This is a genomic window from Zoogloea sp., assembly GCF_041911615.1.
In the GTDB taxonomy this organism is placed as follows: Bacteria; Pseudomonadota; Gammaproteobacteria; order Burkholderiales; family Rhodocyclaceae; genus Zoogloea.
Genome location: NZ_JAYROR010000145.1, coordinates 1 through 24163 on the forward strand (window position 1 = coordinate 1; position 24163 = coordinate 24163).

Here is a 24163-nt window from a genome sequence, read left to right on the forward strand (position 1 = left end):
CGCGTCGTCCGCCGGCGGGCCGGTGCGCCACGACATGCCGGGCGAAGGTTCCGGCCCGGGCTTGACCAGCATGGCCCCGGCGGCATCGCCTTCGGTCGGGCCGGCCTGCTGCCCGAGGGCCCGTCCCAGCGCGTCATCGACCCAGCCGCGCAGCGTCGGGGCGGGCGGCGGCGCAGCCGGGCGAGCGCTCAGCACGCTGTCGGTGCCACGGAAAACCGGCACCGGACCATCCGGGTCGACGCGGGCAATCCAGGTTCGCCCCGGCCGCGACATGATGATCGCGTCGGGCGTCTGGGACAGGGGCGTGGTCAGCTTGAGCCCGGCGAGCTCCCGCGCGAAGGTCTTCTCGAGTTCGTCCTGCAGCGGCCACGGACGGATCACGCCGGCCGGCGAGAGACCGTCGGCGACCGCTTCGACGATGTCCGGCGCCTCCCCGCGCAGCAGCGGCAGCAGGGCATCGGTGTACAGCGCGCGGAAAGCGAACCGTGCATCGCCCCCGACCGGCACGCTGACCTCGTGGGACGGATCGCCCAGCGCGCAGGCGTAGAAGCGGTCCACCGCCTTGGCCGTCCCGCTGCCGAGGGGCACCGGAAAGATCGACGCGCCGACAATGTTCTGCTGGGCAATCCCCGCCGCCGCCGTACGACAGGCGTCGGAGATGAACACCACGTGGGGCACGCTGCCCTGGCGGGCGTGGAGCGCACTGGTTTCCAGATCGACCGCCTCGGCGGCATTGTCCAGTGCCTTGCTGAGCAGCCAGCGTTCGGTGCCGCAGAGATTGATGCCGTGGCCGGCAAAGTAGATCAACAGCTGCCCCACGCCGGCCATGGGGTCGAGCAGCTCGCCAACCGCGTCCTGAATCTGCGCGATCCGAACCGGGCCGTTGTCGTCGACGAAACATTTCACCAGCGCTTGATCGAAGCCCTGGTCCAGCGCCCAGTCGCGCATCGCCTGCGCGCCGCGCACCGCGTCGTTGAGCATCGGCAGGGACTGGTTGCGCCCCTTAACCTTATTCACGCCAATCAAAACGGCTGCGCGATTCATGGCGCCCTCCCTGGTCCGGCCCCGGCTGCGACGGGAAAATGCCCGTTCGATAATGCTTGCAGTCTAGACAGCCCCAACGCGAAAAGCGAGGCGAAGCGGCGGCAGGGGGAAAAGCCGGGAGGGGTGGGCCGCAGCTTGGCGGCCCATGGGAACGTCTCCGCGATGCGGAGCGCCGGCCTCAGCCGGCTGGGGTGACGGCGAGCACCGTCAGGCGGATCGCGTGCCCTTCGGGCGTCTGCCAGTCGATCTGCTGGCCGATCGCGAGACCGAGCAGGGCGCTGCCGGCCGGGGAGAAGATCGACACGCGGCCGTCGGCGGCGTTTGCGTCGTGGGGCCAGGCAAGGGTGAGTTCATATTCGCGGCCCGAGGTTTCCTCGCGGAAGCGGGCGCGGCGGTCGAGGGCGATGATGCCGTCCGGCACCGCCCCATCGACGACGTTGGCGCGTTCGAGTTCGTCGCGCAGGCCGTCCAGGTCGCGGCGGCCACGGTTCGGCGGCATCGCAAGCAGCGCCTCCAGGCGTTCCAGGTCGGCAGCGGATACGGTGATTTCGGGTTTCATGGATTTCTCCGGAATGGGTTGAGGATCGGCGCAGCGGCGGCATCGCCGGAAAAAATGAAAATGGCCGAATCCGCGCCGGGGGGATTCAGCCATGGGGGTAGCCTAGCAGAATAGGGGGTGGCGGACAAACCCGGCCGGCCCGCCAGACAGGCCGTGGGCGGCCCGAAAATTTCCATTGGCATGAGCGCGGCGGATTGCCGACAATGTCGCCTGCCCGGCAGCTCGCGCCGCCTTCTTCAGCTCGCCCCAGTCATGACGCTCGATCCGCAACTCACCGGCAACGCCGGCCTGTACTACACCTGTTACCACCTTTCGCTGCTGGGCTGGAACGTGATGCCGACAGCCCGCAACGCCCGCGGCGTGGACATCATCGCCTACAACCAGGACGCCACCCGGAAGCTCGCCATTCAGGTCAAGGCCCTCAGCAAGCGCAACCCGGTGCCCCTGGGCGCCAGCCTCGACAAGGTCATGGGCGATTTCTGGGTGATCGTCAACAAGGTAACGTCGGCAAGCCCTTGCGCGTTCATCCTGGCGCCGGACGAAGTGAAGGCGCTCGCGCACCGCGGCGTGCGGGACGAGCGCGTGTCGTTCTGGCTGCAACCCACCGCCTACGACCAGCCGAGCTTCAAGGAGCAATGGCGCCGGATCGGGCGAGGCGAAGCAAGCGTCTCGGCCGCCCCATGACCGCGCCGATCGAATTCGAAACCGGGCGTCTGCGCCTGCGACAGTGGCGCCCGGACGACCTCGCCCCGTTTGCGGCGCTCAACGCCGATCCGCGGGTGATGGCGCACTTCCCGGCGCCCCTCACCCGGGCGGAGAGCGATGCGCTCGCCGAACGCTGCGCCGCCTTGATCGCGGCACGCGGCTGGGGCTTCTGGGCGGCGGAACTCAAGGCTGGCGGCACCTTCGTCGGCTTCGTGGGTCTGCATACGCCCGCCGCAGAACTGCCGTTTTCGCCGTGCGTGGAAATCGGCTGGCGGCTGGCTTTCGCCCACTGGGGCCAGGGGCTGGCCTCGGAGGCGGCGCGGGGCGCGCTGCAGGTGGGTTTCGCCACCCTCGGCCTCGCGGAGATCGTCGCTTTCACGGCCGTCGGCGACGCACGCTCGCGCGCGGTGATGGAACGGCTCGGGATGCACGCGGCCGGCACCTTCGATCATCCCCAGCTGGCGATGGACAGCCCGCTGCGCCGGCACGCCCTCTACCGCCTCCCCCGCCCCGCCGCGCTGCGCCCCCAGGGGGCCGACGCCACCGGCACGGCGCGTCAGCCGTAGATCTTGCACATCAGCGGCGACACCGTCGTCTGGCTGAAGCGACCGAGCACGAAGAAGAATCCGCAGACGAGGAGCAGCACGATCAACAGGCGGCGATGGCGTCGCCACCATGCGCGCAGGTCGGACAGTCGCATCTCACACCTTGAGGAAATGCTCCCGGTAGTAGCGCAGCTCGGCGATGGACTCGAGGATGTCGTCCAGCGCCTTATGAACGCCCTTCTTCTCGAAGCCCTTGTAAACGTCCGGGCGCCAGCGGCGGCACAGCTCCTTGAGGGTGGAGACGTCCAGGTTGCGGTAGTGGAAGTAATTTTCCAGGGTGGGCATGTAGCGGGCCATGAAGCGACGATCCTGGCCGATGGAGTTGCCGCACATCGGCGAAGTGCGCGACGGCACGTACTGCTTCATGAACTCCAGGTAGATCGCCTCGGCGGCGGCTTCGTCGATGGCCGAGGCCTTGACCCGCTCGATCAGGCCGGAACGGCCGTGGGTGTTCTTGTTCCAGTCGTCCATGCCGTCGAGCACCGCGTCCGGCTGATGCACCGCGATCACAGGCCCCTCGGCAATCACGTCGAGGTTGCTGTTGGTGACGATCATCGCCATTTCGATGATGCGGTCGCGGTCGGGTTCGAGGCCGGTCATTTCCATGTCCAGCCAGATGAGGTGATTCTGGTCCTGTGCCATAATCGGCTCGCTTTATCGGTAAAGGCGCGATTCTACGCGACGCCGCCCCGTTTCCGCCGTCCCGGCCGCGCGCCGGGCGCCGCTTCACGCTCATTCCCGATCCCCCTCCACGCCCGATGACCTCCAGCAGCTTCACCGCCCTGTTCCTCGTCGCCCTCGGCGCCGGTCTTGCCGTCCGTCTGTGGCTGGCGCGCCGCCAGATCGCCCACGTGGCTGCCCACCGGGGCGCCGTGCCGCCGGCATTCGCGGCCAGCATCGGACTCGACGCCCACCGGAAAGCCGCCGACTACACCATCGCGCGGGTTCGCCTGGGCATCGTCGATCTGCTGATCTCGGCCGCACTGCTGCTGGCGCTCACCGTGGGCGGCGGGTTGCAGGTCCTCCACGATCTGGCCGGCCACGCGGGCGCGCCGGGCGGCCTCGTCCACGGCGTCGCGTTCGTCGCGCTGGTTGCCGTGGTGTCGTGGTGCGTCGACCTGCCGCTGACGCTCTACCGCAGCTTCGGGCTCGAGGCGCGCTTCGGCTTCAACCGCCTCACCCCGGGCCTCTTCGTCGCCGACGCGGCCAAGGGCGCGGTGCTCGCAGCCGTCATCGGCCTGCCGCTGATCGCCTTCGTGCTGTGGCTGATGGCAGCCATGGGCGCGCAGTGGTGGCTGTACGTGTGGGCCTTCTGGCTGGTGTTCAACGTGTTGATCCTGCTCGTCTATCCGACCGTGATCGCACCGCTGTTCAACAAGTTCAAGCCACTGGAAGACGGCGAACTCAAGCAGCGCATCGAGGGTCTCCTGACCCGCTGCGGCTTTCGCCTGTCGGGCCTGTTCGTGATGGACGGCTCCAAGCGCTCGGCCCACGGCAACGCGTACTTCACCGGCTTCGGCGCGGCCAAGCGGATCGTCTTCTTTGACACGCTGCTCGACAAGCTGGCGCCCACCGAAGTCGAAGCCGTGCTGGCCCACGAGCTCGGCCACTACCACCACCATCACCTCTGGAAGCGCCTCGCGGTGATCGGCGCGGGCAGTCTGGCCTTCTTCGCGCTCCTGGGCCATCTGGCCGGGCAGGCATGGTTCTTCGACGGGCTGGGGATTCAGGCTGGCAGCACCGCGGCAACCCTCGTACTGTTCGCGCTGGTATTGCCGGTGTTCACCTTCCCCCTCACGCCGCTGATGAGCATGTGGTCGCGCAAGCACGAATTCGAGGCCGACGCCTACGCCGCCCGCCAGGCGTCGGGGCAGGAACTGGTGAGCGCGCTGGTCAAGCTGTACCGCGACAACGCCTCGACGCTGACGCCCGACCCGTTGTACTCCAGCGTCTACGACTCCCACCCGCCCGCGGCGATCCGCATCGCACGCCTGCAGGCCATCGGACGATGAAAACCTTCGGCACCCTGATCGCCGCCTTCGGGCGGCAATACGAAGTCCGCAGCGACGCGGGCGAGATCCTGCTGTGCGTGCCACGCGGCAAGAAGAGCCTGTTCGCCTGCGGCGACCGGGTGCAGGTGGCCGACACGGGGCCCGGCCAGGGCGTCATCGAAAAGCTGGTCGAGCGCACCAGTCTGCTGTATCGCTCCGACGCCTGGCGCCAGAAGCTGATCGCCGCCAACGCAACGCAGGTGGTGCTGGTGGTGGCCACCGAGCCCAGCTTTTCGGACGAGTTCCTGTCGCGCTGCCTGTGCGCGGCCGAAAGCCAGCATCTCAAGGTGTTGATCGTGCTGAACAAGACCGACATCACCGCAGGGCTCGCCGGTGCCCGCCAGCAGTTGGCCATTTTCGCAGCCCTCGGCTACCCGATCCTCGAACTCTCGGCACTCGATTCGGTGGATGCGCTGCGGGCGCGTCTGGTGGGCGAAACCAGCCTGCTGGTCGGGCAGTCAGGCATGGGCAAGTCGACGCTCACCAACGCGCTGATTCCCGAAGCACGCGCCGAGACCCGCGAAATCTCCGAGGTGCTCGATACCGGGAAGCACACCACCACCTTCGCGCGACTCTACCCGCTGCCGGAAGGCGGCGGCATCATCGACAGCCCGGGGATGCAGACCTTCGGCCTCGCGCACCTGGATGCGGAGGCGCTGGAAACCAGCTTCAGGGAATTCCGGCCTTACGCCGGCCAGTGTCGCTTCCGCGACTGCCGGCACGATGCCGAGCCCGGCTGCGCGCTACGCGAGGGCGCCGAGGCAGGCCGGATCGATCCTCGCCGGCTGCGTCAGTTCCTACAGTTCCGGGCCGAATGCGAACAGGCCCGACGCCAGGCGCAGGGCTGGTAGCCGTTCAGGCGTCGCCGACTTCGCCCGCGCCGATCCAGTCGGGGCTCGGCAGCGCCTCGAAGGCACTCCCTAGCGCCTGACTCCAACGGCTGCGGATCATCGCGAAGTATTCGTTCTGGGCGTCGATGCTGATGTGAGACGACACCTGCAGACGGTCGGTCTCGAGAATCGTCAGATCCAGCGGCAGACCTACCGAGAGGTTCGAGCGTATCGTCGAGTCCATCGAGATCAGCGCGAGCTTGGCCGCCTCGTCGAGCGTGGTGTGGCGCTTGACCACCCGATCGATGATCGGCTTGCCGTACTTGGACTCGCCGATCTGGAAATACGGCGTGTCCGGCGTCGCCTCGATGAAATTGCCTGCCGCGTAGATGTTGAACAACCGCGGCTGCTCGCTGCCGATCTGTCCGCCGAGGATCAGCGCCGCGGTGAAATCGATGCCAAAGCTCTTCAGCGCGTCGGCGTCGCGACGATGCACCTCGCGGAGCATTTCGCCCACATGACGGGCCGCTTCGAACATGTTGGGCACCGACCAGAGATTCTCTCGCCCATCCTGGGCCGCCATCGCTTCACGGAGCATCGACACGAGCTGCTGGGTGATCGCCAGGTTGCCGGAGCTCATCAGCACCAGCACCCGCTCCCCCGGCCGCTGGAAGATGTTGGTCTTGCGGAAGGTGTTGATATGGTCGACGCCGGCGTTGGTACGGGAATCCGACAGGAACACCATACCCGCGTCGAGCAGCATGCTGACACAGTAGGTCATGGAAAACCTCGGGGAAACGGGATGAACAAGGGATGCGCCATGCCGCGCGGCCGGGCGCAAACCCACGCCGGCGACAAGGAGGGCAAAGCGGGCACGGAGGCGGCCCGCGCCACCGTCAGGCCTGCAGATCCTGCAGGATCGACTTGATCTCGGCGCGGATGGCGCCCAGCTGCTCACGCAGCCCGAGCGACTCTTCCGCGTCCTCGCGCTTGCGCGCCGCCATCTCGTCGAGGCGGTTGCGCGCCCCCGAGATGGTGAAGCCGTCCTGGTACAGCAATTCGCGGATGCGCCGGATCAGCAGCACCTCGTGGTGCTGGTAGTAGCGGCGGTTACCACCGCGCTTGACCGGCCGCAACTGGGTGAATTCCTGCTCCCAGTAACGCAGCACATGGGGTTTAACCCCGCACAGCTCGCTCACCTCACCGATGGTGAAGTAGCGCTTGGCGGGAATCGGCGGCAGCTCGGTCGCTGCCGGTACATCACTTTGCGACATCGCTCAGTTGCTCCACATTGGCCTTGAGCTTCTGGCTGGCATGGAAAGTCACCACGCGCCGGGCCGTGATCGGAATCTCTTCGCCGGTCTTGGGATTGCGACCGGGACGCTGGGGTTTTTCGCGCAACTGGAAGTTGCCGAAACCCGAGAGCTTAACGCAATCGCCCCGTTCGAGGGCGAGGCGGATTTCCTCGAAGAAGCATTCCACCATGTCCTTGGCTTCGCGCTTGTTGAGGCCCACCTGCTCGAACAGCATGTCGGCGAGTTCCGCCTTGGTCAGGGTTACCGCCATGATGCTCAGGCCCTCAGCTTCGCGCCGAGCTGTTCCTCGGCATGGCGGGTCAGAACGGTCATCGCGGCATCCACTTCCGCATCCTCCAGCGTGCGTTGAGTTTCTTGCATCACCACCCGGAAGGCAAGACTCTTCCGGTTCGGCTCGATGCCCTTGCCCTGGTACTGGTCGAACAGCTCGATGCGCTGGACGATGGCGGGCGCCACCGCGCTGAGCCCTTTCAGCAGCGCGGCCGAGGCCGCGCCCTGATCGACCACCAGCGCCAGATCGCGGGTGACCGCCGGGAAGCGCGACACCTCGCGGTAGGCCGGGGTCACGGTGTCGAGCAACGCGTCGAGTTCCACCTCGAAGACCACCGGCGCAGTGCCGAGTTCATAGCGCTGAACCCATACCGGGTGCAGTTCGCCAATGAAGCCGATGGCACGACCGTCCAGCACCACGCGGGCTGACCGCCCGGGATGCAGGGCCGGATGGCTGGCCCGCTCGAATTGCGCAACGCGCGGCAGCAGCAATGCCTCGAGGTCGGCCTTGACGTCGAAGAAGTCCACGTTGCGGTTGCTCTCGCCCCACTGCTCGGGCTTCGCGAAACCGGCAGCCAGTGCCGCGAGACGAACCGGCTGATGGAACCCGTCCACCGGCTTGCCGGCGGGATCGCGGCTGAAGCAGCGACCGATCTCGAAGACGCGGACGCGGTTGGTCTGACGCTTGCGGTTGGTGACGACGTTGGCGACGAGGCCGCCGATCAGGCTGGAGCGCATCACGCTCATCTGGCTGGCGATCGGGTTGGCGAGGCGAACGGGGTCGGCATTGCCGGCGAAGTCCTTCTCCCAGGCCTCTTCGACGAAGGCGAAGTTGATGACCTCCTGGTAAGCGCGGCCGGCGACCAGGCGGCGTACCGCCATCGTGTCGCGCCGGGCCTCGGGGCGCGGCAGCATCGTGATCGGGCCACGCGGGGCGGTGGTCGGGATGTTGTCGTAGCCGTGAAGGCGGGCGATTTCCTCGATCAGATCTTCCTCGATCTCCACGTCGAAGCGGTAGGACGGCGGCGTGACGATGAAGTCGTCGCCATCACGCACGACGGAGAGTTCGAGTCGCTGGAACATCTCCGCCACCGCATCGGCGGTCAGCGCGATGCCCAGCACGCGGCGCACCCGCGCGGCGCGCAGGCGGATCGGCTTGCGCGCGGGCAGCTTGTCGGCGACGACGGCCTCGACCACCGGGCCCGGCTCGCCGCCGCAGATGTCGAGGATCAGGCGCGTGGCGCGCTCGATGGCTTTCGGCGCGAGTTCGAAATCGACCCCGCGCTCGAAGCGATAGGAGGCATCGGACGAGAAGCCATAGGCGCGGGCGCGGCCGGCGATGGCGTCGGGCGCGAAGAAGGCGCTCTCGAGGAACAGATCGGTCGTCTCGAGGGTGATGCCGGACTCCTCACCGCCCATGATGCCAGCCAGCGCCAGGGCACGGGCGTCATCGGCGATCAGCAGGGTGTCGGCGGCGAGCGTGACGGTCTGTTCGTTGAGCAGCAGCAACTGCTCGCCGGCCCTGGGCAGACGGGCATGAATGGCGCCTTCCAGCTTGGCGTCGTCGAAGGCGTGCAGGGGCTGGCCGAGCTCGAGCATCACGTAGTTGGTGACATCCACCAGTGCGCTGATCGAACGGATGCCACTGCGCGCAAGGCGCTGCTGCATCCACTCGGGCGTCGGCGCCTTGGCGTTCACCCCGCGGATCAGGCGGCCGCAGTAACGCGGGCATGCATCCGGCGCGTCGAGCACGATCTCGCGGCGGGCGTCGATGGTCGGCGCGACGGGCGCGCACGCCGGCAGGCTGAGCGGGCTGCCGGTCAGGCCCGCCACTTCGCGGGCAATACCGGTGAGGCTCAGGCAATCGGCACGATTCGGGGTGAGCTTGATGGTGAACAGGGTGTCGTTCAGGGCCAGGTAGTCACGCAGATCGGTGCCGACCGGCGCGTCCTCGGGCAGCACCAGCAGGCCGCTGCTTTCCTCGGAAATCCCCAGCTCCTTGGCCGAGCACAGCATGCCGAAAGACTCGACGCCACGCAGCTTGGCCGCCTTGATGCCGAAACCGGCCAGGTCGGCGCCCACCAGCGCGCACGGAATCTTGATGCCGGCGGCGGCATTGGGCGCTCCGCAGACGATCTGCAGCAGCTCGCCCTGACCGGCGTCCACCTTGCAGACGCGCAGCTTGTCGGCGTTGGGGTGCTTTTCGGCCTCGACGATCTGCGCCACGACCACTTTGGAAAACGCGGAGGCAACGCCATCCTGCTCTTCCACTTCCAGCCCCGCCATCGTGAGCAGATGCCCAAGCTGGTCCGAATCCAGATCCGGACTGACGAAACTACGCAACCAGAGTTCTGAGAATTGCATGGCTTACCTGAATTGACCGAGGAAACGAAGATCGCCTTCGAAGAAAAGGCGCAGGTCATTGACGCCGTACCGCAGCATCGTGAGACGGTCCGGTCCCATGCCGAAGGCGAAGCCGGTGTAGCGCTCGGGGTCGATGCCACCGTAACGCAGCACGTTGGGATGGACCATGCCGCAACCGGCGATCTCCAGCCAGCGGCCTTTCATCGCGCCGCTCATGAAAGCCACGTCGATCTCAGCGGACGGCTCGGTGAACGGGAAGAAAGACGGACGGAAACGCACCTGCAGGTCGTCGCTCTCGAAGAAGCTGCGCAGGAAGTCGGCGACCACGCCCTTCAGGTCGGCGAAGCTGACCGTCTCGCCGACCCACAGGCCTTCGATCTGGTGAAACATCGGCGAGTGCGTGGCGTCGGAATCGACGCGATAGACGCGGCCCGGCGCGATGACGCGCAGCTCGGGCATCGTCTCGCGATCCTTGTAAGCCTCGACGTGGGCCTGCATCGCGCGGATCTGGACCGGGCTGGTGTGGGTGCGCAACAGCACGCCCTCACCGTTTTCCAGATAGAAGGTGTCGTGCATCGAACGCGCCGGGTGGTTGGCCGGGGTGTTCAGTGCAGTGAAATTGTAGAAATCGGTCTCGATCTCAGGGCCTTCGGCCACGTCGAAGCCGATCGAGCGGAACAGCTGCTCGACCCGGTCGAGGGTCCGCACCACCGGATGCAGGCCGCCGATCCCGGCACCACGCCCCGGCAAGGTAACGTCCAGCGCTTCGGCGGCGAGCTGCGCCTCGAGGGCCGCGTTCTGCAGCGCATCGCGACGGGCCGTCAGCAGCGCCTCGATGGCGGATTTGGCCTTGTTGATCTCGGCGCCCGCGGTCTTGCGCGCTTCCGGATCGAGTTTGCCGAGGCCTTTCAGGAGTTCGGTGAGCGAACCACCCTTGCCGAAGTAGCGCGCCTTGGCGGCTTCGAGGGAGGCGCTGTCCGCGGCGGCGGCAAAAGCGGCTCCCGCCTCTTCGACGAGTTGATCGAGTTGATCCATTTTGATGTCTTATCCCGGGTTCAGGACAAAAAAAAGGAGGCCAGGCCTCCTTTTTTCGTGCTGCGAAAACTTACGCAGCGAGCTTGGCCTTGGCTTGTTCGGCGAGCGCCGCAAAAGCGGGCTTGTCGAACACGGCCAGATCGGCCAGGACCTTGCGATCCACTTCGATGGAGGCCTTCTTCAGGCCGTTCATGAAGCGGCTGTAGGTCAGACCGACTTCACGCGCGGCGGCGTTGATACGGGCGATCCACAGGGCACGGAACTGACGCTTGCGCTGACGACGGTCACGGTAGGCGTACTGGCCCGCTTTCATCACCGCCTGCTTGGCGATCCGGTATACGTTCTTGCGACGACCACGATAGCCCTTGGCTTGATCGAGGACTTTCTTGTGACGGGCACGTGCGGTTACACCGCGCTTAACTCGGGGCATTGCGTTCTCCTAGATCAGGCGTAGGGCATCATGGCGCGGATGGACTTTTCGTCCGAAGCGTGCACGGCAGTCATGCCGCGCAGCTGGCGCTTGCTCTTGGTGGTCTTCTTGGTCAGGATGTGGCGCTTGAACGCCTGCGAACGCTTGATGCTACCGCTAGCGCGGACCTTGAACCGCTTGGCGGCCCCGCTCTTGGTCTTCATCTTGGGCATGAAGATAACTCCAGCTTATGACATGGCCCCGGGTGGCTTCCGACTTCCGGAAACGCTTCAACAACCCGTCACCACTTGTATCCGACAGGCTATGCTGCCCGCCGTATTTCCGGCACCTCACGGCACCGGGAATCCCTTGAAGCCGTTCAGTGCTTCTTTTTCGGCGCGATGACCATGATCATCTGACGCCCTTCCATCTTGGGCATCTGCTCGACCTGACCGACTTCGTCCAGATCGGCCTTGATACGCTCAAGCTGGCGCATGCCGAACTCCTGGTGCGCCATTTCGCGACCGCGGAAACGGAGCGTCACCTTAGCCTTGTCGCCTTCGTTCAGGAACTTGATGAGGTTACGCAGCTTAATCTGGTAGTCGTTCTCGTCCGTACCGGGACGAAGCTTGACTTCCTTGACCTGAATCTGCTTCTGCTTTTGCTTGGCTTCGTGGGCACGCTTGGCTTCTTCGTACTTGTACTTGCCGAAGTCCATCAAGCGGCACACGGGCGGCTTGGCCATCGGCGCGATCTCGACGAGATCGACACCTGCTTCATCCGCTGCCTCAAGCGCAGCACGCAGAGAAACGATGCCAATCTGCTCACCGTCCTCACCCGTCAGACGCACCTCAGGCGCATTGATTTCGCCATTGACGCGCAGCTTCTTTTCCTGAGCGATGGTTGAACTCTCCAAAAAACAAAAAAATCAGGCCGAGCCGGCAAAGGTGGAAACCTCGTTTTGCCAACGCTCGACAACCGTATCGATGGACATTTGACCGAGGTCTTGATTGCCCCGGGCGCGCACGGCAACTACGTTTGCCGCCTTTTCCTTGTCGCCTACGACGAGCAGGTAAGGCAGCTTTCGTACGCTATGTTCGCGTATTTTATAAGTAATTTTCTCGTTGCGCAAATCGGCCTCGACCCGAAAGCCGCGAGCGCGCAAGGTTTTAACAACTTCCGTGACGTAATCGGCCTGCGATTCGGAAATATTGAGGACCACCGCCTGCACCGGCGCCAGCCACAAGGGCAGCGCCCCGGCGTGGTTTTCGATGAGAATGCCGATGAAGCGCTCCAGCGAACCCAGGATTGCGCGATGCAACATCACTGGCGTATGGCGGCCGTTATCCTCACCCACGTACTCCGCCCCCAGGCGGCTCGGCATCGAGAAATCCACCTGAACGGTGCCGCACTGCCACGACCGACCAATCGCATCCTTGATGTGAAATTCGATCTTCGGACCGTAGAAGGCGCCTTCGCCGGGCAGCTCCTCCCACTCGAGACCGCTCGCCCGCAACGCGGCGCGCAACCCCTCCTCGGCCTTGTCCCACACCTCGTCCGAGCCGACGCGACTCTCCGGACGTAGCGCCAGCTTGACCGCCACCTCGGCAAAGCCGAAATCGGCATATACCTTGCGGACCAGCGCGTTGAAGGCGGTCACCTCGGACTCGATCTGGTCTTCGGTGCAGAAAACATGGCCGTCGTCCTGGGTGAAACCCCGCACGCGCATGATCCCGTGAAGCGCACCGGAAGGCTCATTGCGGTGACAGGCACCGAATTCGCCGTAACGAAGCGGCAGCTCGCGATACGAACGCAGATCGGAATTGAAGATCTGGATGTGACCCGGACAGTTCATCGGCTTCACCGCGTAATCGCGACTCTCGGATTCCGTGGTGAACATGTTGGCCTTGTAATGCTCCCAGTGGCCCGACTTTTCCCAGAGTGCGCGATCGAGAATCTGCGGACAGCGGACCTCCTGATAGCCATTATCGCGATACACCGCACGCATGTACTGCTCGACCTGCTGCCATACGGTCCAGCCGTTGGGATGCCAGAACACCAGCCCCGGCGCCTCTTCCTGCAGGTGGAACAGGTCGAGCTGCTTGCCCAGGCGACGATGATCGCGCTTCTCCGCCTCCTCCAGCATGTGCAGGTAGGCCTCCTGATCTTCCTTCCTGGCCCAGGCGGTGCCGTAGATGCGCTGCAGCATCTCGTTCTTCGAGTCGCCACGCCAATAGGCGCCCGCAACCTTCATCAGCTTGAAGACCTTCAGCTTGCCCGTGGACGGCACGTGCGGGCCACGACACAGATCGGTGAACGCCCCCTCCCGATACAACGAGACATCCTGATCCTGCGGGATCGAGGCGATGATCTCGGCCTTGTAGTGCTCGCCGATCGACTTGAAGTAAGCCACCGCCTCGTCGCGCGGCAGCACACTGCGCTCGACCGGAATGTCGCGCTTCGCGAGCTCAGCCATGCGCACCTCGATCTTTTCCAGATCTTCGGGAGTAAACGGGCGCTTGTAGGAGAAGTCGTAGTAAAAGCCGTTCTCGATAACCGGCCCGATCGTGACCTGGGCATCGGGAAACAACTCCTTCACCGCATAGGCCAGCAGGTGAGCAGTGGAGTGTCGGATGATCTCGAGACCATCGACATCCTTGTCAGTAACGATGGCAAGGGCCACATCCCGATCGATCAGGTGAGACGTATCGACGAGCTTGCCTTCGACCTTGCCGGCCAGTGCGGCGCGGGCCAGACCGGCGCCAATGGAGGCGGCAACCTGGGCAATCGTCACGGGCTGCTCGAAACTGCGTACGGAACCGTCGGGCAAGGTGATGTTGGGCATGATGGCTCGCTCCGGGAAAATTCAGGGCAAAAAAAAAGTGCGGACGAGCCGCACTTTTCTTTTTCTGGAAAACGCCTTACAGCAGACTCGGTGTAACTTAGTCCTGCTTGCTGCAAGTTCGAGACATTCGTTTTCCTTCTTAGGTGTTTGGTAGGCGCGATTGGACTCGAACCAACGACCCCCACCATGTCAAGGTGGTGCTCTAACCAGCTGAGCTACGCGCCTAAGAAGCCCGCATTATAGACGAGCCCAGAAAGTTGTCAACAACTTCGGCGATTTATTTTGCCTCGGGCCACGCCACCAGGAAGTGCGCCCAATGGGTCGCCTCGAGCCGGCCAAGCGCTTCTCGGACGAAGGCCACTTCGGCTTCGTACTGCGCCTTGTCAAGGACGCCCCGCATGAGCTGGAAACGCAGAAACACCAGATACGTGTTCACCACATCGGTCTCGCAGTAGTCGCGGATTTCGGCGAGTCGCCCTTCCCGGTAACCCTGCCATACCGCCGATCCATCCATGCCGAGCTTACCGGGAAAGCCCATCAGCTTCGCCAGATCGTCGAGCGGCGCGTTGGCTCGCGGCTGGTAGAGCGCCAGCAGATCCATCAGATCCAGGTGACGGGTGTGGTAACGGCTGATGTAGTTGTTCCACTTGAAGTCGCGGGAATCCTGGTAATCGCCGTCGCCCAAATCCCAGTAACGCGGCGCGGCCACACCGTGAAGCATGCCGCGGTAGTGCAGCACCGGCAGATCGAAGCCGCCGCCGTTCCACGAGACGATCTGCGGCGTAAACCTTTCGATGCCGTCGAAGAAGCGCTGGATGATCTCCCCTTCGCCACAATCGGGCTCCGACAGGGAGAACACCCGGAACTGGCTCATGTCGCGCAAGGCGCAGGAAATCGTCACGACGCGCTGCAGATGATGCGGCAGGAAGTCGCTGCCGCCCGCCGCACGACGCTGCTGGAAGGCGAATTCGGCAACCTCATCGTCGCCGAGTTCGGCCGGCAAACCATGAAGCAGGCGGATGCCCGCCACGTCGGGGATGGTCTCGATGTCGAAAACGAGCGTGCTGGCCATGACGGTCAGGCGGGGAAAACGCCGGTGGAAAGATAGCGGTCGCCGCGGTCGCAGACGATGGAAACGATCACCGCGTTCTCGAGCTGCGCGGCCAGGCGCAGGGCCACCGCCATCGCGCCGCCCGACGAGATGCCGGCAAAGATCCCCTCCTCGCGCGCCAGGCGCCGGGTCATGTCCTCGGCGTCGGCCTGGGAAACATATTCGAGCTGATCCACCTTCGCCTTGTCGTAGATGCGCGGCAGGTAGGCCTCCGGCCACTTCCGGATGCCCGGAATCTGCGCGCCCTCGGCGGGCTGGCAGCCGACGATACGCACCGCCGGATTCTGCGACTTGAGGTAGGACGAGACGCCCATGATGGTGCCGGTGGTGCCCATGCTGCTGATGAAATGGGTGATCGTGCCGCCGGTCTGAGTCCAGATCTCCGGCCCGGTGCCATCGATGTGGGCCTGGGGATTGTCGGGATTGGCGAACTGATCGAGGATCACACCGCGCCCCTCGTCGCGCATCCGCTCGGCCACATCGCGAGCCAGCTCCATGCCCCCCTCCTTCGGCGTCAGCACCAGTTCGGCACCAAAGGCGCGCATCGTCTGGCGCCGCTCGATGCTCTGGTTCTCGGGCATCACGAGGATCATGCCATACCCGCGGATCGCCGCCGCCATCGCCAAGGCGATGCCGGTATTGCCGCTGGTTGCTTCGATCAAGGTATGGCCGGGGCGGATTTCACCACGCGCCTCGGCGCGCAGGATCATCGACAAGGCCGGCCGGTCCTTGACCGAGCCTGCGGGATTGTTGCCCTCGAGCTTGGCGAGGATGACGTTGTTGCGTCCTGCTGTGATGCGTTTGAGCCGGACCAGCGGGGTCTGTCCCACGTAGTCTTCGAGCGTCTTGAATTCCATGATTCGCTTCAATCCGATGTCGGGGTGAAAGGATGATACCGAATGCGGTCGTCCGGCACTGCCTGCCCGCGCCGCCCGTTCCGATGGAAAAGGGGCTTCCAGTGGAAGCCCCCGGGGTGCGCTGGCGGTCGTGCGCGGTGCTTACGGGCGACCGATGCTGAGGTAGGCGAGCCCTGCCTGACGCGGCAGGACCGGATCGAACATGTTGCGCCCGTCGAAGATCACTGGACTCTTGAGCTTGGCCTTGATCGCATCGAAATCCGGGCTACGGAATTCCTTCCATTCGGTGACGATCACCAAGGCATCGGCGCCGTCCAGGGCCTGCATCGGGCGATCGGCATAGGCCAGACGCGGCTCGTCGCCGAAGATGCGACGGCTTTCCGGCATCGCAACCGGATCGTAGGCGGTGACGGTCGCCCCACGGCGGAACAGTTCGGCGATGATCACGCGGCTCGGCGCCTCGCGCATGTCGTCGGTGTTGGGCTTGAAGGCCAGACCCCAGAGGGCGAATCGCCGGCCGCTCAGATCCTCGCCGAAATGGGCGACGATCTTGTTCACCAACACCTGCTTCTGGGCGTCGTTGGCCTCCTCGACCGCATTCAGCACATGCAGCGCGTGGCCGGCATCACTGCCGGTCTTGATCAAGGCCTTCACGTCCTTGGGGAAGCATGAGCCACCATACCCGCAGCCGGCATACAGGAAGTGATAGCCAATGCGCGGATCACTACCGATGCCCTGCCGCACCAGCTCGATGTCCGCCCCCAGGCGCTCGGCCAGCAGGGCGAGCTCGTTCATGAAACTGATGCGCGTCGCGAGCATGGCGTTGGCGGCGTACTTGGTCAGCTCGGCGCTGCGCAGATCCATGATCAGCAGTTTTTCGTGGTTGCGCTGGAAAGGCGCGTAGAGCGCTTTCATCAGGAAGATCGCCTGATCGTCCTCAGCCCCTACGACGATGCGATCCGGGCGCATGAAGTCGTCGACCGCGGCACCCTCCTTCAGGAACTCGGGGTTCGACACGACACTGTACGGGATCGCCTCGCCCCGGGCGTCGAGTTCGGCGCGGACCGCTGCCTTGACCTTGTCGGCGGTGCCGACCGGCACCGTGCTCTTGTCGACGATCACCTTGTAATCGGTCATGTAGCGCCCGATGGCTTTGGCGGCCGACAGCACGTACTTGAGGTCGGCCGAGCCGTCCTCGTCCGGCGGCGTGCCGACGGCGATGAACTGGATCGTGCCGAAATGTACCGCTTCCTCCACATCAGTCGTGAAGTGCAGACGGCCCGCAGCCACGTTGCGCGCCACGACGCCCTCGAGACCCGGCTCGTGGATCGGAATACCGCCCTCCTTGAGGATGCGGATCTTCTCCGGATCCAGGTCAAGACACAGGACGTCGTTGCCCATCTCAGCGAGACAGGCCCCGGACACCAGCCCCACGTAACCCGTACCGACCACGGTGATTTTCATATGTTGTTTCCCGAGACGAATCTAGATAAGCGAGCCAGAAACTGGCACTGGACGAACGCCCGCGCGCTCGCCTTGAGCCCCGCCGACGCGGCTAGGGCGAAAGATCGAATTCTTCGGTGCGCTTCGGCGGATAGGTCTCCCAACCGCCGCACGCAGGACAACGCCAGTAGAACTGGCGCGCCTTGAAACCGCAGGCGTCGCAGCGATAGCGCGCGACCCGGCGGGTATGCCCATGTACGAGTCCCTTCACCAGCTCGATATCGGTGCGCTGCTCGACTGGCGCCGTCAGCAGTGCGGCCTCCAGCAGCTTGTCGAGACCGAGCAGGGTCGGATTGCGGCGCAGTTCGTCGCGCACTAGCTGATACGCCGCCTGCGGCCCTTCCTTTTGCAGTTCCCACTGGAACAGGGCGTCGAGGAGATCGAGGGACGGATACTGATCGAGATAGCTGCGCAGCAGCTGGATCCCCTGATCGAGCCGGCCGAGCCGTCGATAACCGTCCATCAACCGCTCGGCCACCAGCGCGAGGTAAACCGGATTCTGGCTTTCGACCCTCTTCCAGGCCTCGAGGGCCGCTTCGTCGTCGCCTCGCGCGGCGTGGAGGTCACCGAGCAGCATGCTCGCACGCACCGACTTGCGGTTCATTTCGAGGGCCCGCCCTAGACTCTCGAGCGCTTCGTCGAAGCGGGAATTGGCAATCGCGGTGCTCGCCAGCTCGCAGTGGAAGTTGGAGACTTCCTTTTCCCACAGGACGCCCTCATGAGGCAGGGCCTCGGCGATCTCGATGGCCTTGCGCCAGTCCTTCTCCTGCTGGTAAATGTCGAGGAGATTCTTCAGCGCAAAATCGTTCAGGCGCGTATCGCGCAACTTCACGAAAACGGCTTCGGCACGGTCCAGCAGGCCTGCCTTGAGAAAATCCAGCCCAAGCTCGGAGAGCGCCTGCTGACGTTGTTCGTCCGACAGGTCGTCGCGATCGACGAGATTCTGGTGCATACGGATCGCCCGATCGGTCTCGCCGCGGCGACGGAACAGGCTACCGAGCGCGAAGTGCAACTCGACGGTCTGGTTGTCGATCTTGACCGCCTCGATAAACGCATCGATGGCCTTGTCGGGCTGTTCGTTGAGCAGGAAGTTGAGACCGGTCAGGTAGGTGCGCGGGAGCGCGCGGGACTCCTTGACCAGATGCTTGATGTCGATCCGCGCGGCCAGCCAGCCGAGCGCGAAGAACAGCGGAAACGCCAGCAGCCACCAGAGTTCGAATTCCATGGGGTCAGTAGCTTTCCGGGAGGTCGGGACCGTGGGCCAGGGGCAGCGTGCCACGCGGGCCGGGCGACGCGGCATCCCGCTTCTGACCACGCAGATGACCGATTTCCCGATGCTGACGATACAGGGTCGCAACCGTGGCGGTCACGCCAATCAGCACGCCGACGACGACGAACAGCAGGATCACCAGCACCAGCGGCATATGCCACTGCGCACCGAAGAAGAAGCGCAGCACGACCACGTCGTCGTTCTTGACGGCGAAGCCGAACAGCAGGAGGAACAGAAATAAACGGAAAATCCAGATCAGAGCGCGCATCGCGAAATTATCCCTGACACGGACAAAAAAAAGAAGGCGGCTTTCGCCGCCTTCGTGATCGAGCGCGAGACACCACAGGCCTCGACGCCGGAAGCGCACGACGGGTCACCCCATCATGTCGACGCGCTCCCGCAGTTCCTTGCCGGCCTTGAAATGCGGAACGTATTTTTCCGGCACCTGCACCTTCTCACCCGACTTGGGATTACGCCCGACGCGGGGGGGGCGGTAGTTCAAGGCAAAGCTGCCAAAGCCGCGGATCTCGATGCGATCGCCCCGCGAAAGGGCTTCGGTCATCGCATCGAGGATCATCTTTACCGCGAACTCGGCGTCCTTCGCTACCAGCTGGGGAAAACGCTCCGCCAGCCGGGCGATGAGCTCCGACTTGGTCATGCCCGAGCCGCTTACTTCTGCTCGTTGAGCTTGGCCTTCAGCAGCGCACCGAGGTTGGTGGTGCCGCTGGCAGCGGAGCCGCTGTCAGACGCCAGCTTGCTCATCGCTTCGTTCTGCTCGACCTGATCCTTGGCGCGGATCGACAGGTTGATGCCGCGGGTCTTGCGGTCAACGTTGACGATCAGGGCTTCGACCGAATCACCCACCTTCAGCAGGGTGGAAAGATCGTCCACGCGATCGCGGGAGAACTCGGACGCACGCAGGTAGCCTTCGACATCGCTGTTCAGGGCGATCACGGCGCCACGGGCATCCACGGTCTTCACGGTGCCGGTCACGAGGGTGTTCTTGTCGTGGGTGGCGATGAAGTTGGTGAACGGATCCCCGTCGAGCTGCTTGATGCCGAGGGAGATGCGCTCTTTCTCGACGTCGATGTTGAGCACCACGGCCTCGACTTCGTCGCCCTTCTTGTACTGGCGGACAGCTTCTTCGCCAGACAGGGACCACGACAGGTCGGACAGGTGAACCAGACCGTCGATGCCGCCTTCCAGGCCGATGAACACGCCGAAGTCGGTCAGGGACTTGATCTGACCACGGACCTTGTCGCCCTTCTTGTGGTTGATCGCGAAATCGTCCCACGGGTTGGACATGCACTGCTTCATGCCCAGGGAGATACGGCGACGGTCTTCGTCGATCTCGAGGATCATCACTTCGACCTCGTCGCCCAGCTGCACAACCTTGGTCGGGTGGATGTTCTTGTTGGTCCAGTCCATTTCGGACACGTGAACCAGGCCTTCGATGCCCTGCTCGACTTCAACGAACGCACCGTAGTCGGTGATGTTGGTGACCTTGCCGAACAGACGGGTGCCCTGCGGGTAACGACGGGAGATGCCGACCCACGGATCTTCGCCCAGCTGCTTGAGGCCCAGGGAGACGCGGTTCTTCTCCTGGTCGAACTTGAGCACCTTGGCTTCGAGTTCGTCGCCCACGGACAGGACTTCCGACGGGTGACGCACACGGCGCCAGGCCAGATCGGTGATGTGCAGCAGGCCGTCGATGCCACCCAGATCCACGAACGCGCCGTAATCGGTGATGTTCTTGACGATACCCTTGACGACGGTGCCTTCCTTGAGGGTTTCAAGGAGCTTCTGACGCTCTTCACCCATGGAGGCCTCGAGCACGGCGCGGCGGGAAACAACGACGTTGTTGCGCTTGCGGTCGAGCTTGATGACGCGGAATTCGAATTCCTTGCCTTCGAACGGGGTGGTGTCCTTGACCGGACGCATGTCCACCAGCGAACCCGGGAGGAAGGCGCGGATGCCGTTGACCATGACGGTCAGGCCACCCTTCACCTTACCGGTGATCATGCCCTTGACGAGGATCGCGTCATTCAGGGCCTTGTCGAGGTCGTTCCAGGCGGCGATGCGCTTGGCCTTGTCGCGGGAAAGGCGGGTCTCGCCGTAGCCGTCTTCGAGCTGCTCGATGGCAACCTGGACGTAGTCGCCGACTTGGGCAGTAACTTCGCCGCGGTCGCTGCGGAATTCGTCGAGGGGGATGTAGCTCTCGGACTTCAGGCCGGCGTTGACGACCACGAAGTTCTGGTCGATACGCACGACTTCGGCGGTGATGACTTCACCGGCGCGCATTTCCTGGCGATTGAGGGATTCCTCGAAAAGGGCGGCAAAGCTTTCCTCGAAGGAAGCGGGGGTGGCAGTGGACATAAGAAAAAAGAACCTTACAACCGTGGTGAGACGGCGGTTGGTTGAAAAAACTTCCCCGCCCGGGCGAGCGGTGGAAGACGTCAGCAGCGAAGCCGGCCGGCCTTGTCGAGCACGAAATCGACCGCCTGTTGGATGGTCATTTCGGAGGTATCGAGCAGCGCCGCGTCCTCGCTTTTCTTCAGCGGCGCGACAGCACGCTGGGAATCCCGGGCGTCGCGTTCGCGCAAATCACTGAGTAGATCGTCCATGTTAGCAGGCATTCCTTTACTGATCAACTGCTTATATCGACGATCCGCCCGTGCCTCGACGGAGGCCGTGAGGAAAATCTTGACCTGGGCGTCGGGAAAAATCACCGACCCGATGTCGCGCCCCTCAGCCACCAGGCCACGACCACGACGGTAGGCGCGCTGGCGCCAGAACAGGGCTTCCCGAACCGCCGGCAAGACCGCGACTTTCGAGGCGCCGACGGAGCAGGCCTCGCTGCGGATCGCATCGGTGACGTCGTCCCCGTCGAGAAAGATCCGGTCGCCGTCGAAACGCGCCGGCAGCGCGTTGGCGATCCGCGCGAGGGCGGCTTCGTCGTCGAGGGTGACGCCCTGACGCTGGCCGGCGAGCGCGACCAGGCGGTACAGCGAGCCGCTGTCCAGGTGATCGAAACCCAGCGCCGCTGCCGCCCGGGCGCCCACGGTGCCCTTGCCGGAAGCCGACGGTCCGTCGATGCCGACCACCGGAACCGGGGTGGCGATGCCGGCAAAGGTGGCGAAATATTCCGGGAACGTCTTGTTGACGCACTTCGGGTCGTTGATCCGCACGTACGGGCCGCCCAGGGTGGCGAGCGAGAAGCACATCGCGACCCGGTGATCCTCATAAGTGTCGATGACACCGCGGTGCAGCTCGGCCGGCGGCACCACGGTGATGCTTTCCGGGTACTCCTCGACCGTCGCGCCGAGCTTGCGCAACTCGGTGGCCATCGCGGCGATGCGGTCGGTCTCCTTGACCCGCCAGCTGCCGATGTTGCGCAGCGTGCTCGGGCCATCGGCGAAGAGCGCCGCGACGGCGAGCGTCATCGCGGCGTCGGGGATGTGATTGAGGTCGAGATCGATGGCCTTGAGCTTGCCGGATGCGGGGGCACGGGCTTCGATCCAGTCGTCGCCCCAGGTGATCTGCGCGCCCATCGCGGCCAGTGCGTCGGCGAACTTGACGTCGCCCTGGATGCTCTGGCGACCGGCGCCGACGACTCGCACCGGACCGCCACCGAGGGCGCCCGCGGCAAGGAAGTAGCTCGCGGTGGAGGCATCGCCCTCGACGGCGATACGCCCCGGCGAACGATAGCGTTGGCCGGCCGGCACGACGAAGCGACGCCAGCCGTCGCGCTCGACGACGACCCCGAAGCGCGCCATCAGGTTGAGGGTGATCTCGACATAAGGTCGGCTGATGAGCTCGCCTTCCACCTCGATCACCAGCGGCTTGTCGCGCGCCACCAGCGGCGCCGCCTGGAGCAGCCCGGTGAGGAACTGGCTGGACACGTTGCCGCGCACGCTCACACGCTCGGCGCCGAGCCTGGCGGGCTTGAGGGCGAGCGGCGGGTAACCCTCCTGCCCGAGCCACTCGACCGCGGCGCCGAGCTGCTTGAGACCGTCCACCAGATCGCCGATGGGCCGCTCGTGCATCCGAGGCACGCCGGCAAGACGCACTTCGGCGGTCTGATCGTCGCACCCCGAAAGGCTGGCGACGATCGCCGGGACGAGGGTGCGGATGCTGAGGCCGGAATTGCCGACGAAGAGGTCGGCCTTCAATTGCGGAAAGCGCCCGCCGCAGCCACTGACGCGCAGCGCATCGCCCTCCTCCGCCACCGCGACACCAAGCGCGACGATGGCGTTGCGCATCACGCGGGTGTCGTCGGAATCGAGCAGCGCCTCGACGAGGGTGTCGCCTTCGGCGAGGGCCGCCAGCAGCAACACGCGATTGGAGATGCTCTTCGAACCGGGCAGGCGCACGGTGCCGGCGGCACTGCGCATCGGCGGCAGATCGATGAATTCCAGGTTCATTTTGATTCCTCGTTCAGGGGCGCCGCGGCACGACGGGCGGCCGCGACGCGGACGGGTACGGCGCCTTATTCGCCCGAGGGCGCGGCGGGGAAAGCCTTGTCGGCCCAGGTGTTGCGTGCGCGGCTGGCTTCGTCGAAGACGGCTTCGAGGGCCGGCCCGTCACCTTCGACGAGCAGCGCCCGCAGGTAGGCCAGCTCGGCGAGATAGGCGTCGAGTTCGGCGAGCAGCGAGTGACGGTTGGCGACGCAGATGTCGCGCCACATTTCGGGATGACTGCCGGCGACGCGGGTGAAATCGCGAAAGCCACTGGCCGCGTAGCTGAAGAGCTGTTCGGCATTGGCGCGGCCGGCGAGATCGTGCACCAGGCCGAAGGCGAGCAGATGCGGCAGGTGGCTGACAGCGGCGAAGACGCGGTCGTGCTCCTGCGGGCTCATCTCGTGGAGGACGGCCCCGCAGGCGGCCCAGGCCTCGCGCACCCGGGCGACGGCGGCCGGGGCGTTCTCGGGCAGCGGCGTGACCACCACCTTGCGGCGCTGGTAAAGCTCGGCGGTTGCGGCCGTGGGGCCGCTCTTTTCGGCGCCGGCGATCGGATGGGCCGGAACAACGTTGGCCAGATGCGCGCCGAGGTGACGGTAGATCGCCTCGATGACGTCGCGCTTGGTGCTGCCCGCGTCGGTGACGACGGTGTTGGGACCGAGGTGCGGCGCGATGGCGGCGGCGACGGCATCCATCTGCCCGACCGGCATCGCCAGCAGCACCAAGTCGGCGTCGACGAGGGCTTCGGCCCAATCGGTGGAGATCTCGTCGATGATGCCCAGCTGCTTCGCGGCCGCCAGCGGTTCGGGGCGCCGTCCGACGCCGACGATGCGCCCGACCACACCAGCGCGGCGCAGCGCGAGGGCGAAGGAGCCGCCGATCAGGCCGACGCCACAGACGACCAGCTTGTCGATCTTCTTCACGCCGGC

Annotated in this window: 26 protein-coding genes and 1 tRNA gene; 4 read left to right on the plus strand and 23 right to left on the minus strand. The window is 64.9% G+C overall.

Annotated features, from left to right (window positions below; translation table 11 throughout):
* On the minus strand, positions 1 to 1044 hold a 1044-nt coding region (locus ACE3P2_RS19510; RefSeq protein ID WP_374267595.1), incomplete at its 3' end, for a caspase family protein.
* A gap of 178 nt (positions 1045 to 1222) precedes the next feature.
* Entirely contained in the window at positions 1223 to 1603 is a 381-nt protein-coding gene (gene rnk / locus ACE3P2_RS19515) for a nucleoside diphosphate kinase regulator (RefSeq protein ID WP_374267597.1), read from the minus strand.
* A gap of 252 nt (positions 1604 to 1855) precedes the next feature.
* On the opposite strand from rnk, the gene ACE3P2_RS19520 reads away from it, so the two are divergent.
* The gene (locus ACE3P2_RS19520; RefSeq protein WP_374267599.1) at positions 1856 to 2287 is read left to right on the plus strand and encodes a hypothetical protein; all 432 of its coding nucleotides are present in this window, start codon (positions 1856 to 1858) and stop codon (positions 2285 to 2287) included.
* Positions 2284 to 2874 (plus strand): GNAT family N-acetyltransferase, encoded by a 591-nt coding sequence (locus tag ACE3P2_RS19525; RefSeq protein WP_374267601.1) that lies wholly within the window; start codon positions 2284 to 2286, stop codon positions 2872 to 2874. The genes ACE3P2_RS19520 and ACE3P2_RS19525 overlap by 4 nt, the downstream gene beginning before the upstream one ends.
* Here the strand turns inward: ACE3P2_RS19525 and ACE3P2_RS19530 are convergent.
* The gene (locus ACE3P2_RS19530) at positions 2865 to 3008 is read right to left on the minus strand and encodes a hypothetical protein (protein WP_374267603.1); all 144 of its coding nucleotides are present in this window, start codon (positions 3006 to 3008) and stop codon (positions 2865 to 2867) included. The two genes, ACE3P2_RS19525 and ACE3P2_RS19530, sit on opposite strands and share 10 nt — an antisense overlap.
* A 1-nt stretch (position 3009) precedes the next feature.
* Complete coding sequence (gene orn / locus ACE3P2_RS19535; protein ID WP_374267605.1) at positions 3010 to 3555, minus strand: oligoribonuclease; 546 nt, start codon at positions 3553 to 3555, stop codon at positions 3010 to 3012.
* Positions 3556 to 3671: 116 nt separating this feature from the next.
* On the opposite strand from orn, the gene ACE3P2_RS19540 reads away from it, so the two are divergent.
* Together ACE3P2_RS19540 and rsgA are read left to right on the plus strand one after the other, a co-directional pair.
* The gene (locus ACE3P2_RS19540) at positions 3672 to 4925 is read left to right on the plus strand and encodes a M48 family metallopeptidase (RefSeq protein WP_374267607.1); all 1254 of its coding nucleotides are present in this window, start codon (positions 3672 to 3674) and stop codon (positions 4923 to 4925) included.
* On the plus strand, positions 4922 to 5815 hold the full coding sequence (rsgA, locus tag ACE3P2_RS19545; protein ID WP_374267609.1) for a ribosome small subunit-dependent GTPase A: 894 nt from the start codon (positions 4922 to 4924) through the stop codon (positions 5813 to 5815). The genes ACE3P2_RS19540 and rsgA overlap by 4 nt, the downstream gene beginning before the upstream one ends.
* 4 nt (positions 5816 to 5819) lie before the next feature.
* On the opposite strand, the gene ACE3P2_RS19550 is transcribed toward rsgA, so the two are convergent.
* The 19 genes from ACE3P2_RS19550 to ACE3P2_RS19640 all read right to left on the minus strand — a co-directional run bounded on the left by ACE3P2_RS19550 (position 5820) and on the right by ACE3P2_RS19640 (position 24157).
* A complete protein-coding gene (locus ACE3P2_RS19550) occupies positions 5820 to 6575 on the minus strand; it encodes a peptidase (protein ID WP_374267611.1) in 756 nt (251 codons plus the stop codon).
* A gap of 115 nt (positions 6576 to 6690) precedes the next feature.
* Positions 6691 to 7068 carry a MerR family transcriptional regulator gene (locus tag ACE3P2_RS19555; protein ID WP_374267613.1) on the minus strand — a complete coding sequence of 126 codons (378 nt, stop codon included), beginning with the start codon at positions 7066 to 7068 and terminating at the stop codon, positions 6691 to 6693.
* Positions 7055 to 7360, minus strand: coding sequence for an integration host factor subunit alpha (locus tag ACE3P2_RS19560; RefSeq protein WP_374267615.1), 306 nt, complete (start codon positions 7358 to 7360; stop codon positions 7055 to 7057). The genes ACE3P2_RS19555 and ACE3P2_RS19560 overlap by 14 nt, the downstream gene beginning before the upstream one ends.
* A gap of 5 nt (positions 7361 to 7365) precedes the next feature.
* Complete coding sequence (pheT, locus tag ACE3P2_RS19565; protein ID WP_374267617.1) at positions 7366 to 9744, minus strand: phenylalanine--tRNA ligase subunit beta; 2379 nt, start codon at positions 9742 to 9744, stop codon at positions 7366 to 7368.
* Positions 9745 to 9747: 3 nt separating this feature from the next.
* Positions 9748 to 10779, minus strand: a complete 1032-nt coding sequence (gene pheS / locus ACE3P2_RS19570) for a phenylalanine--tRNA ligase subunit alpha (protein ID WP_374267619.1) — start codon at positions 10777 to 10779, stop codon at positions 9748 to 9750.
* Between the two features lie 70 nt (positions 10780 to 10849).
* Positions 10850 to 11209: a 50S ribosomal protein L20 gene (rplT, locus tag ACE3P2_RS19575; protein WP_079434014.1), complete on the minus strand. Its 360-nt coding sequence runs from the start codon at positions 11207 to 11209 to the stop codon at positions 10850 to 10852.
* A gap of 14 nt (positions 11210 to 11223) precedes the next feature.
* Positions 11224 to 11421, minus strand: a complete 198-nt coding sequence (gene rpmI, locus ACE3P2_RS19580) for a 50S ribosomal protein L35 (protein WP_347248233.1) — start codon at positions 11419 to 11421, stop codon at positions 11224 to 11226.
* 146 nt (positions 11422 to 11567) lie between these two features.
* A complete protein-coding gene (gene infC, locus ACE3P2_RS19585) occupies positions 11568 to 12089 on the minus strand; it encodes a translation initiation factor IF-3 (protein ID WP_374267660.1) in 522 nt (173 codons plus the stop codon).
* 27 nt (positions 12090 to 12116) lie between these two features.
* Positions 12117 to 14033 (minus strand): threonine--tRNA ligase, encoded by a 1917-nt coding sequence (gene thrS / locus ACE3P2_RS19590; RefSeq protein WP_374267621.1) that lies wholly within the window; start codon positions 14031 to 14033, stop codon positions 12117 to 12119.
* Between the two features lie 148 nt (positions 14034 to 14181).
* Positions 14182 to 14258 (minus strand) — tRNA-Val (locus ACE3P2_RS19595).
* A 52-nt stretch (positions 14259 to 14310) separates the two neighbouring features.
* Positions 14311 to 15105, minus strand: a complete 795-nt coding sequence (locus ACE3P2_RS19600) for a 3'-5' exonuclease (protein ID WP_374267623.1) — start codon at positions 15103 to 15105, stop codon at positions 14311 to 14313.
* A 5-nt stretch (positions 15106 to 15110) separates the two neighbouring features.
* A complete protein-coding gene (gene cysM, locus ACE3P2_RS19605; RefSeq protein WP_374267625.1) occupies positions 15111 to 16001 on the minus strand; it encodes a cysteine synthase CysM in 891 nt (296 codons plus the stop codon).
* A gap of 141 nt (positions 16002 to 16142) precedes the next feature.
* The gene (locus ACE3P2_RS19610) at positions 16143 to 17465 is read right to left on the minus strand and encodes a UDP-glucose/GDP-mannose dehydrogenase family protein (protein WP_374267627.1); all 1323 of its coding nucleotides are present in this window, start codon (positions 17463 to 17465) and stop codon (positions 16143 to 16145) included.
* Positions 17466 to 17556: 91 nt separating this feature from the next.
* Entirely contained in the window at positions 17557 to 18729 is a 1173-nt protein-coding gene (lapB, locus tag ACE3P2_RS19615; protein WP_374267629.1) for a lipopolysaccharide assembly protein LapB, read from the minus strand.
* Between the two features lie 4 nt (positions 18730 to 18733).
* Complete coding sequence (locus tag ACE3P2_RS19620; RefSeq protein WP_374267631.1) at positions 18734 to 19141, minus strand: lipopolysaccharide assembly protein LapA domain-containing protein; 408 nt, start codon at positions 19139 to 19141, stop codon at positions 18734 to 18736.
* Between the two features lie 6 nt (positions 19142 to 19147).
* Positions 19148 to 19432, minus strand: a complete 285-nt coding sequence (locus tag ACE3P2_RS19625) for an integration host factor subunit beta (protein WP_374267633.1) — start codon at positions 19430 to 19432, stop codon at positions 19148 to 19150.
* An 11-nt stretch (positions 19433 to 19443) separates the two neighbouring features.
* The gene (gene rpsA, locus ACE3P2_RS19630) at positions 19444 to 21150 is read right to left on the minus strand and encodes a 30S ribosomal protein S1 (RefSeq protein ID WP_374267635.1); all 1707 of its coding nucleotides are present in this window, start codon (positions 21148 to 21150) and stop codon (positions 19444 to 19446) included.
* An 80-nt stretch (positions 21151 to 21230) separates the two neighbouring features.
* Entirely contained in the window at positions 21231 to 23192 is a 1962-nt protein-coding gene (locus tag ACE3P2_RS19635; RefSeq protein ID WP_374267662.1) for a bifunctional 3-phosphoshikimate 1-carboxyvinyltransferase/cytidylate kinase, read from the minus strand.
* 71 nt (positions 23193 to 23263) lie between these two features.
* On the minus strand, positions 23264 to 24157 hold the full coding sequence (locus tag ACE3P2_RS19640; RefSeq protein WP_374267637.1) for a prephenate dehydrogenase: 894 nt from the start codon (positions 24155 to 24157) through the stop codon (positions 23264 to 23266).
* Positions 24158 to 24163 lie beyond the last annotated feature (6 nt).

Coding starts and splice junctions, on each gene's coding strand:
- pheT (WP_374267617.1), bottom strand. CDS start 9,744: ATGCAATTCTCAGAACTCTGGTTGCGTAGTTTCGTCAGTCCGGATCTG.
- thrS (WP_374267621.1), bottom strand. CDS start 14,033: ATGCCCAACATCACCTTGCCCGACGGTTCCGTACGCAGTTTCGAGCAG.
- lapB (WP_374267629.1), bottom strand. CDS start 18,729: ATGGAATTCGAACTCTGGTGGCTGCTGGCGTTTCCGCTGTTCTTCGCG.
- rpmI (WP_347248233.1), bottom strand. CDS start 11,421: ATGCCCAAGATGAAGACCAAGAGCGGGGCCGCCAAGCGGTTCAAGGTC.
- rsgA (WP_374267609.1), top strand. CDS start 4,922: ATGAAAACCTTCGGCACCCTGATCGCCGCCTTCGGGCGGCAATACGAA.
- orn (WP_374267605.1), bottom strand. CDS start 3,555: ATGGCACAGGACCAGAATCACCTCATCTGGCTGGACATGGAAATGACC.
- ACE3P2_RS19610 (WP_374267627.1), bottom strand. CDS start 17,465: ATGAAAATCACCGTGGTCGGTACGGGTTACGTGGGGCTGGTGTCCGGG.
- ACE3P2_RS19625 (WP_374267633.1), bottom strand. CDS start 19,432: ATGACCAAGTCGGAGCTCATCGCCCGGCTGGCGGAGCGTTTTCCCCAG.
- ACE3P2_RS19520 (WP_374267599.1), top strand. CDS start 1,856: ATGACGCTCGATCCGCAACTCACCGGCAACGCCGGCCTGTACTACACC.
- ACE3P2_RS19555 (WP_374267613.1), bottom strand. CDS start 7,068: ATGTCGCAAAGTGATGTACCGGCAGCGACCGAGCTGCCGCCGATTCCC.
- ACE3P2_RS19530 (WP_374267603.1), bottom strand. CDS start 3,008: ATGCGACTGTCCGACCTGCGCGCATGGTGGCGACGCCATCGCCGCCTG.
- ACE3P2_RS19560 (WP_374267615.1), bottom strand. CDS start 7,360: ATGGCGGTAACCCTGACCAAGGCGGAACTCGCCGACATGCTGTTCGAG.
- ACE3P2_RS19540 (WP_374267607.1), top strand. CDS start 3,672: ATGACCTCCAGCAGCTTCACCGCCCTGTTCCTCGTCGCCCTCGGCGCC.
- ACE3P2_RS19550 (WP_374267611.1), bottom strand. CDS start 6,575: ATGACCTACTGTGTCAGCATGCTGCTCGACGCGGGTATGGTGTTCCTG.
- cysM (WP_374267625.1), bottom strand. CDS start 16,001: ATGGAATTCAAGACGCTCGAAGACTACGTGGGACAGACCCCGCTGGTC.
- pheS (WP_374267619.1), bottom strand. CDS start 10,779: ATGGATCAACTCGATCAACTCGTCGAAGAGGCGGGAGCCGCTTTTGCC.
- ACE3P2_RS19525 (WP_374267601.1), top strand. CDS start 2,284: ATGACCGCGCCGATCGAATTCGAAACCGGGCGTCTGCGCCTGCGACAG.
- ACE3P2_RS19600 (WP_374267623.1), bottom strand. CDS start 15,105: ATGGCCAGCACGCTCGTTTTCGACATCGAGACCATCCCCGACGTGGCG.
- rnk (WP_374267597.1), bottom strand. CDS start 1,603: ATGAAACCCGAAATCACCGTATCCGCTGCCGACCTGGAACGCCTGGAG.
- rpsA (WP_374267635.1), bottom strand. CDS start 21,150: ATGTCCACTGCCACCCCCGCTTCCTTCGAGGAAAGCTTTGCCGCCCTT.
- rplT (WP_079434014.1), bottom strand. CDS start 11,209: ATGCCCCGAGTTAAGCGCGGTGTAACCGCACGTGCCCGTCACAAGAAA.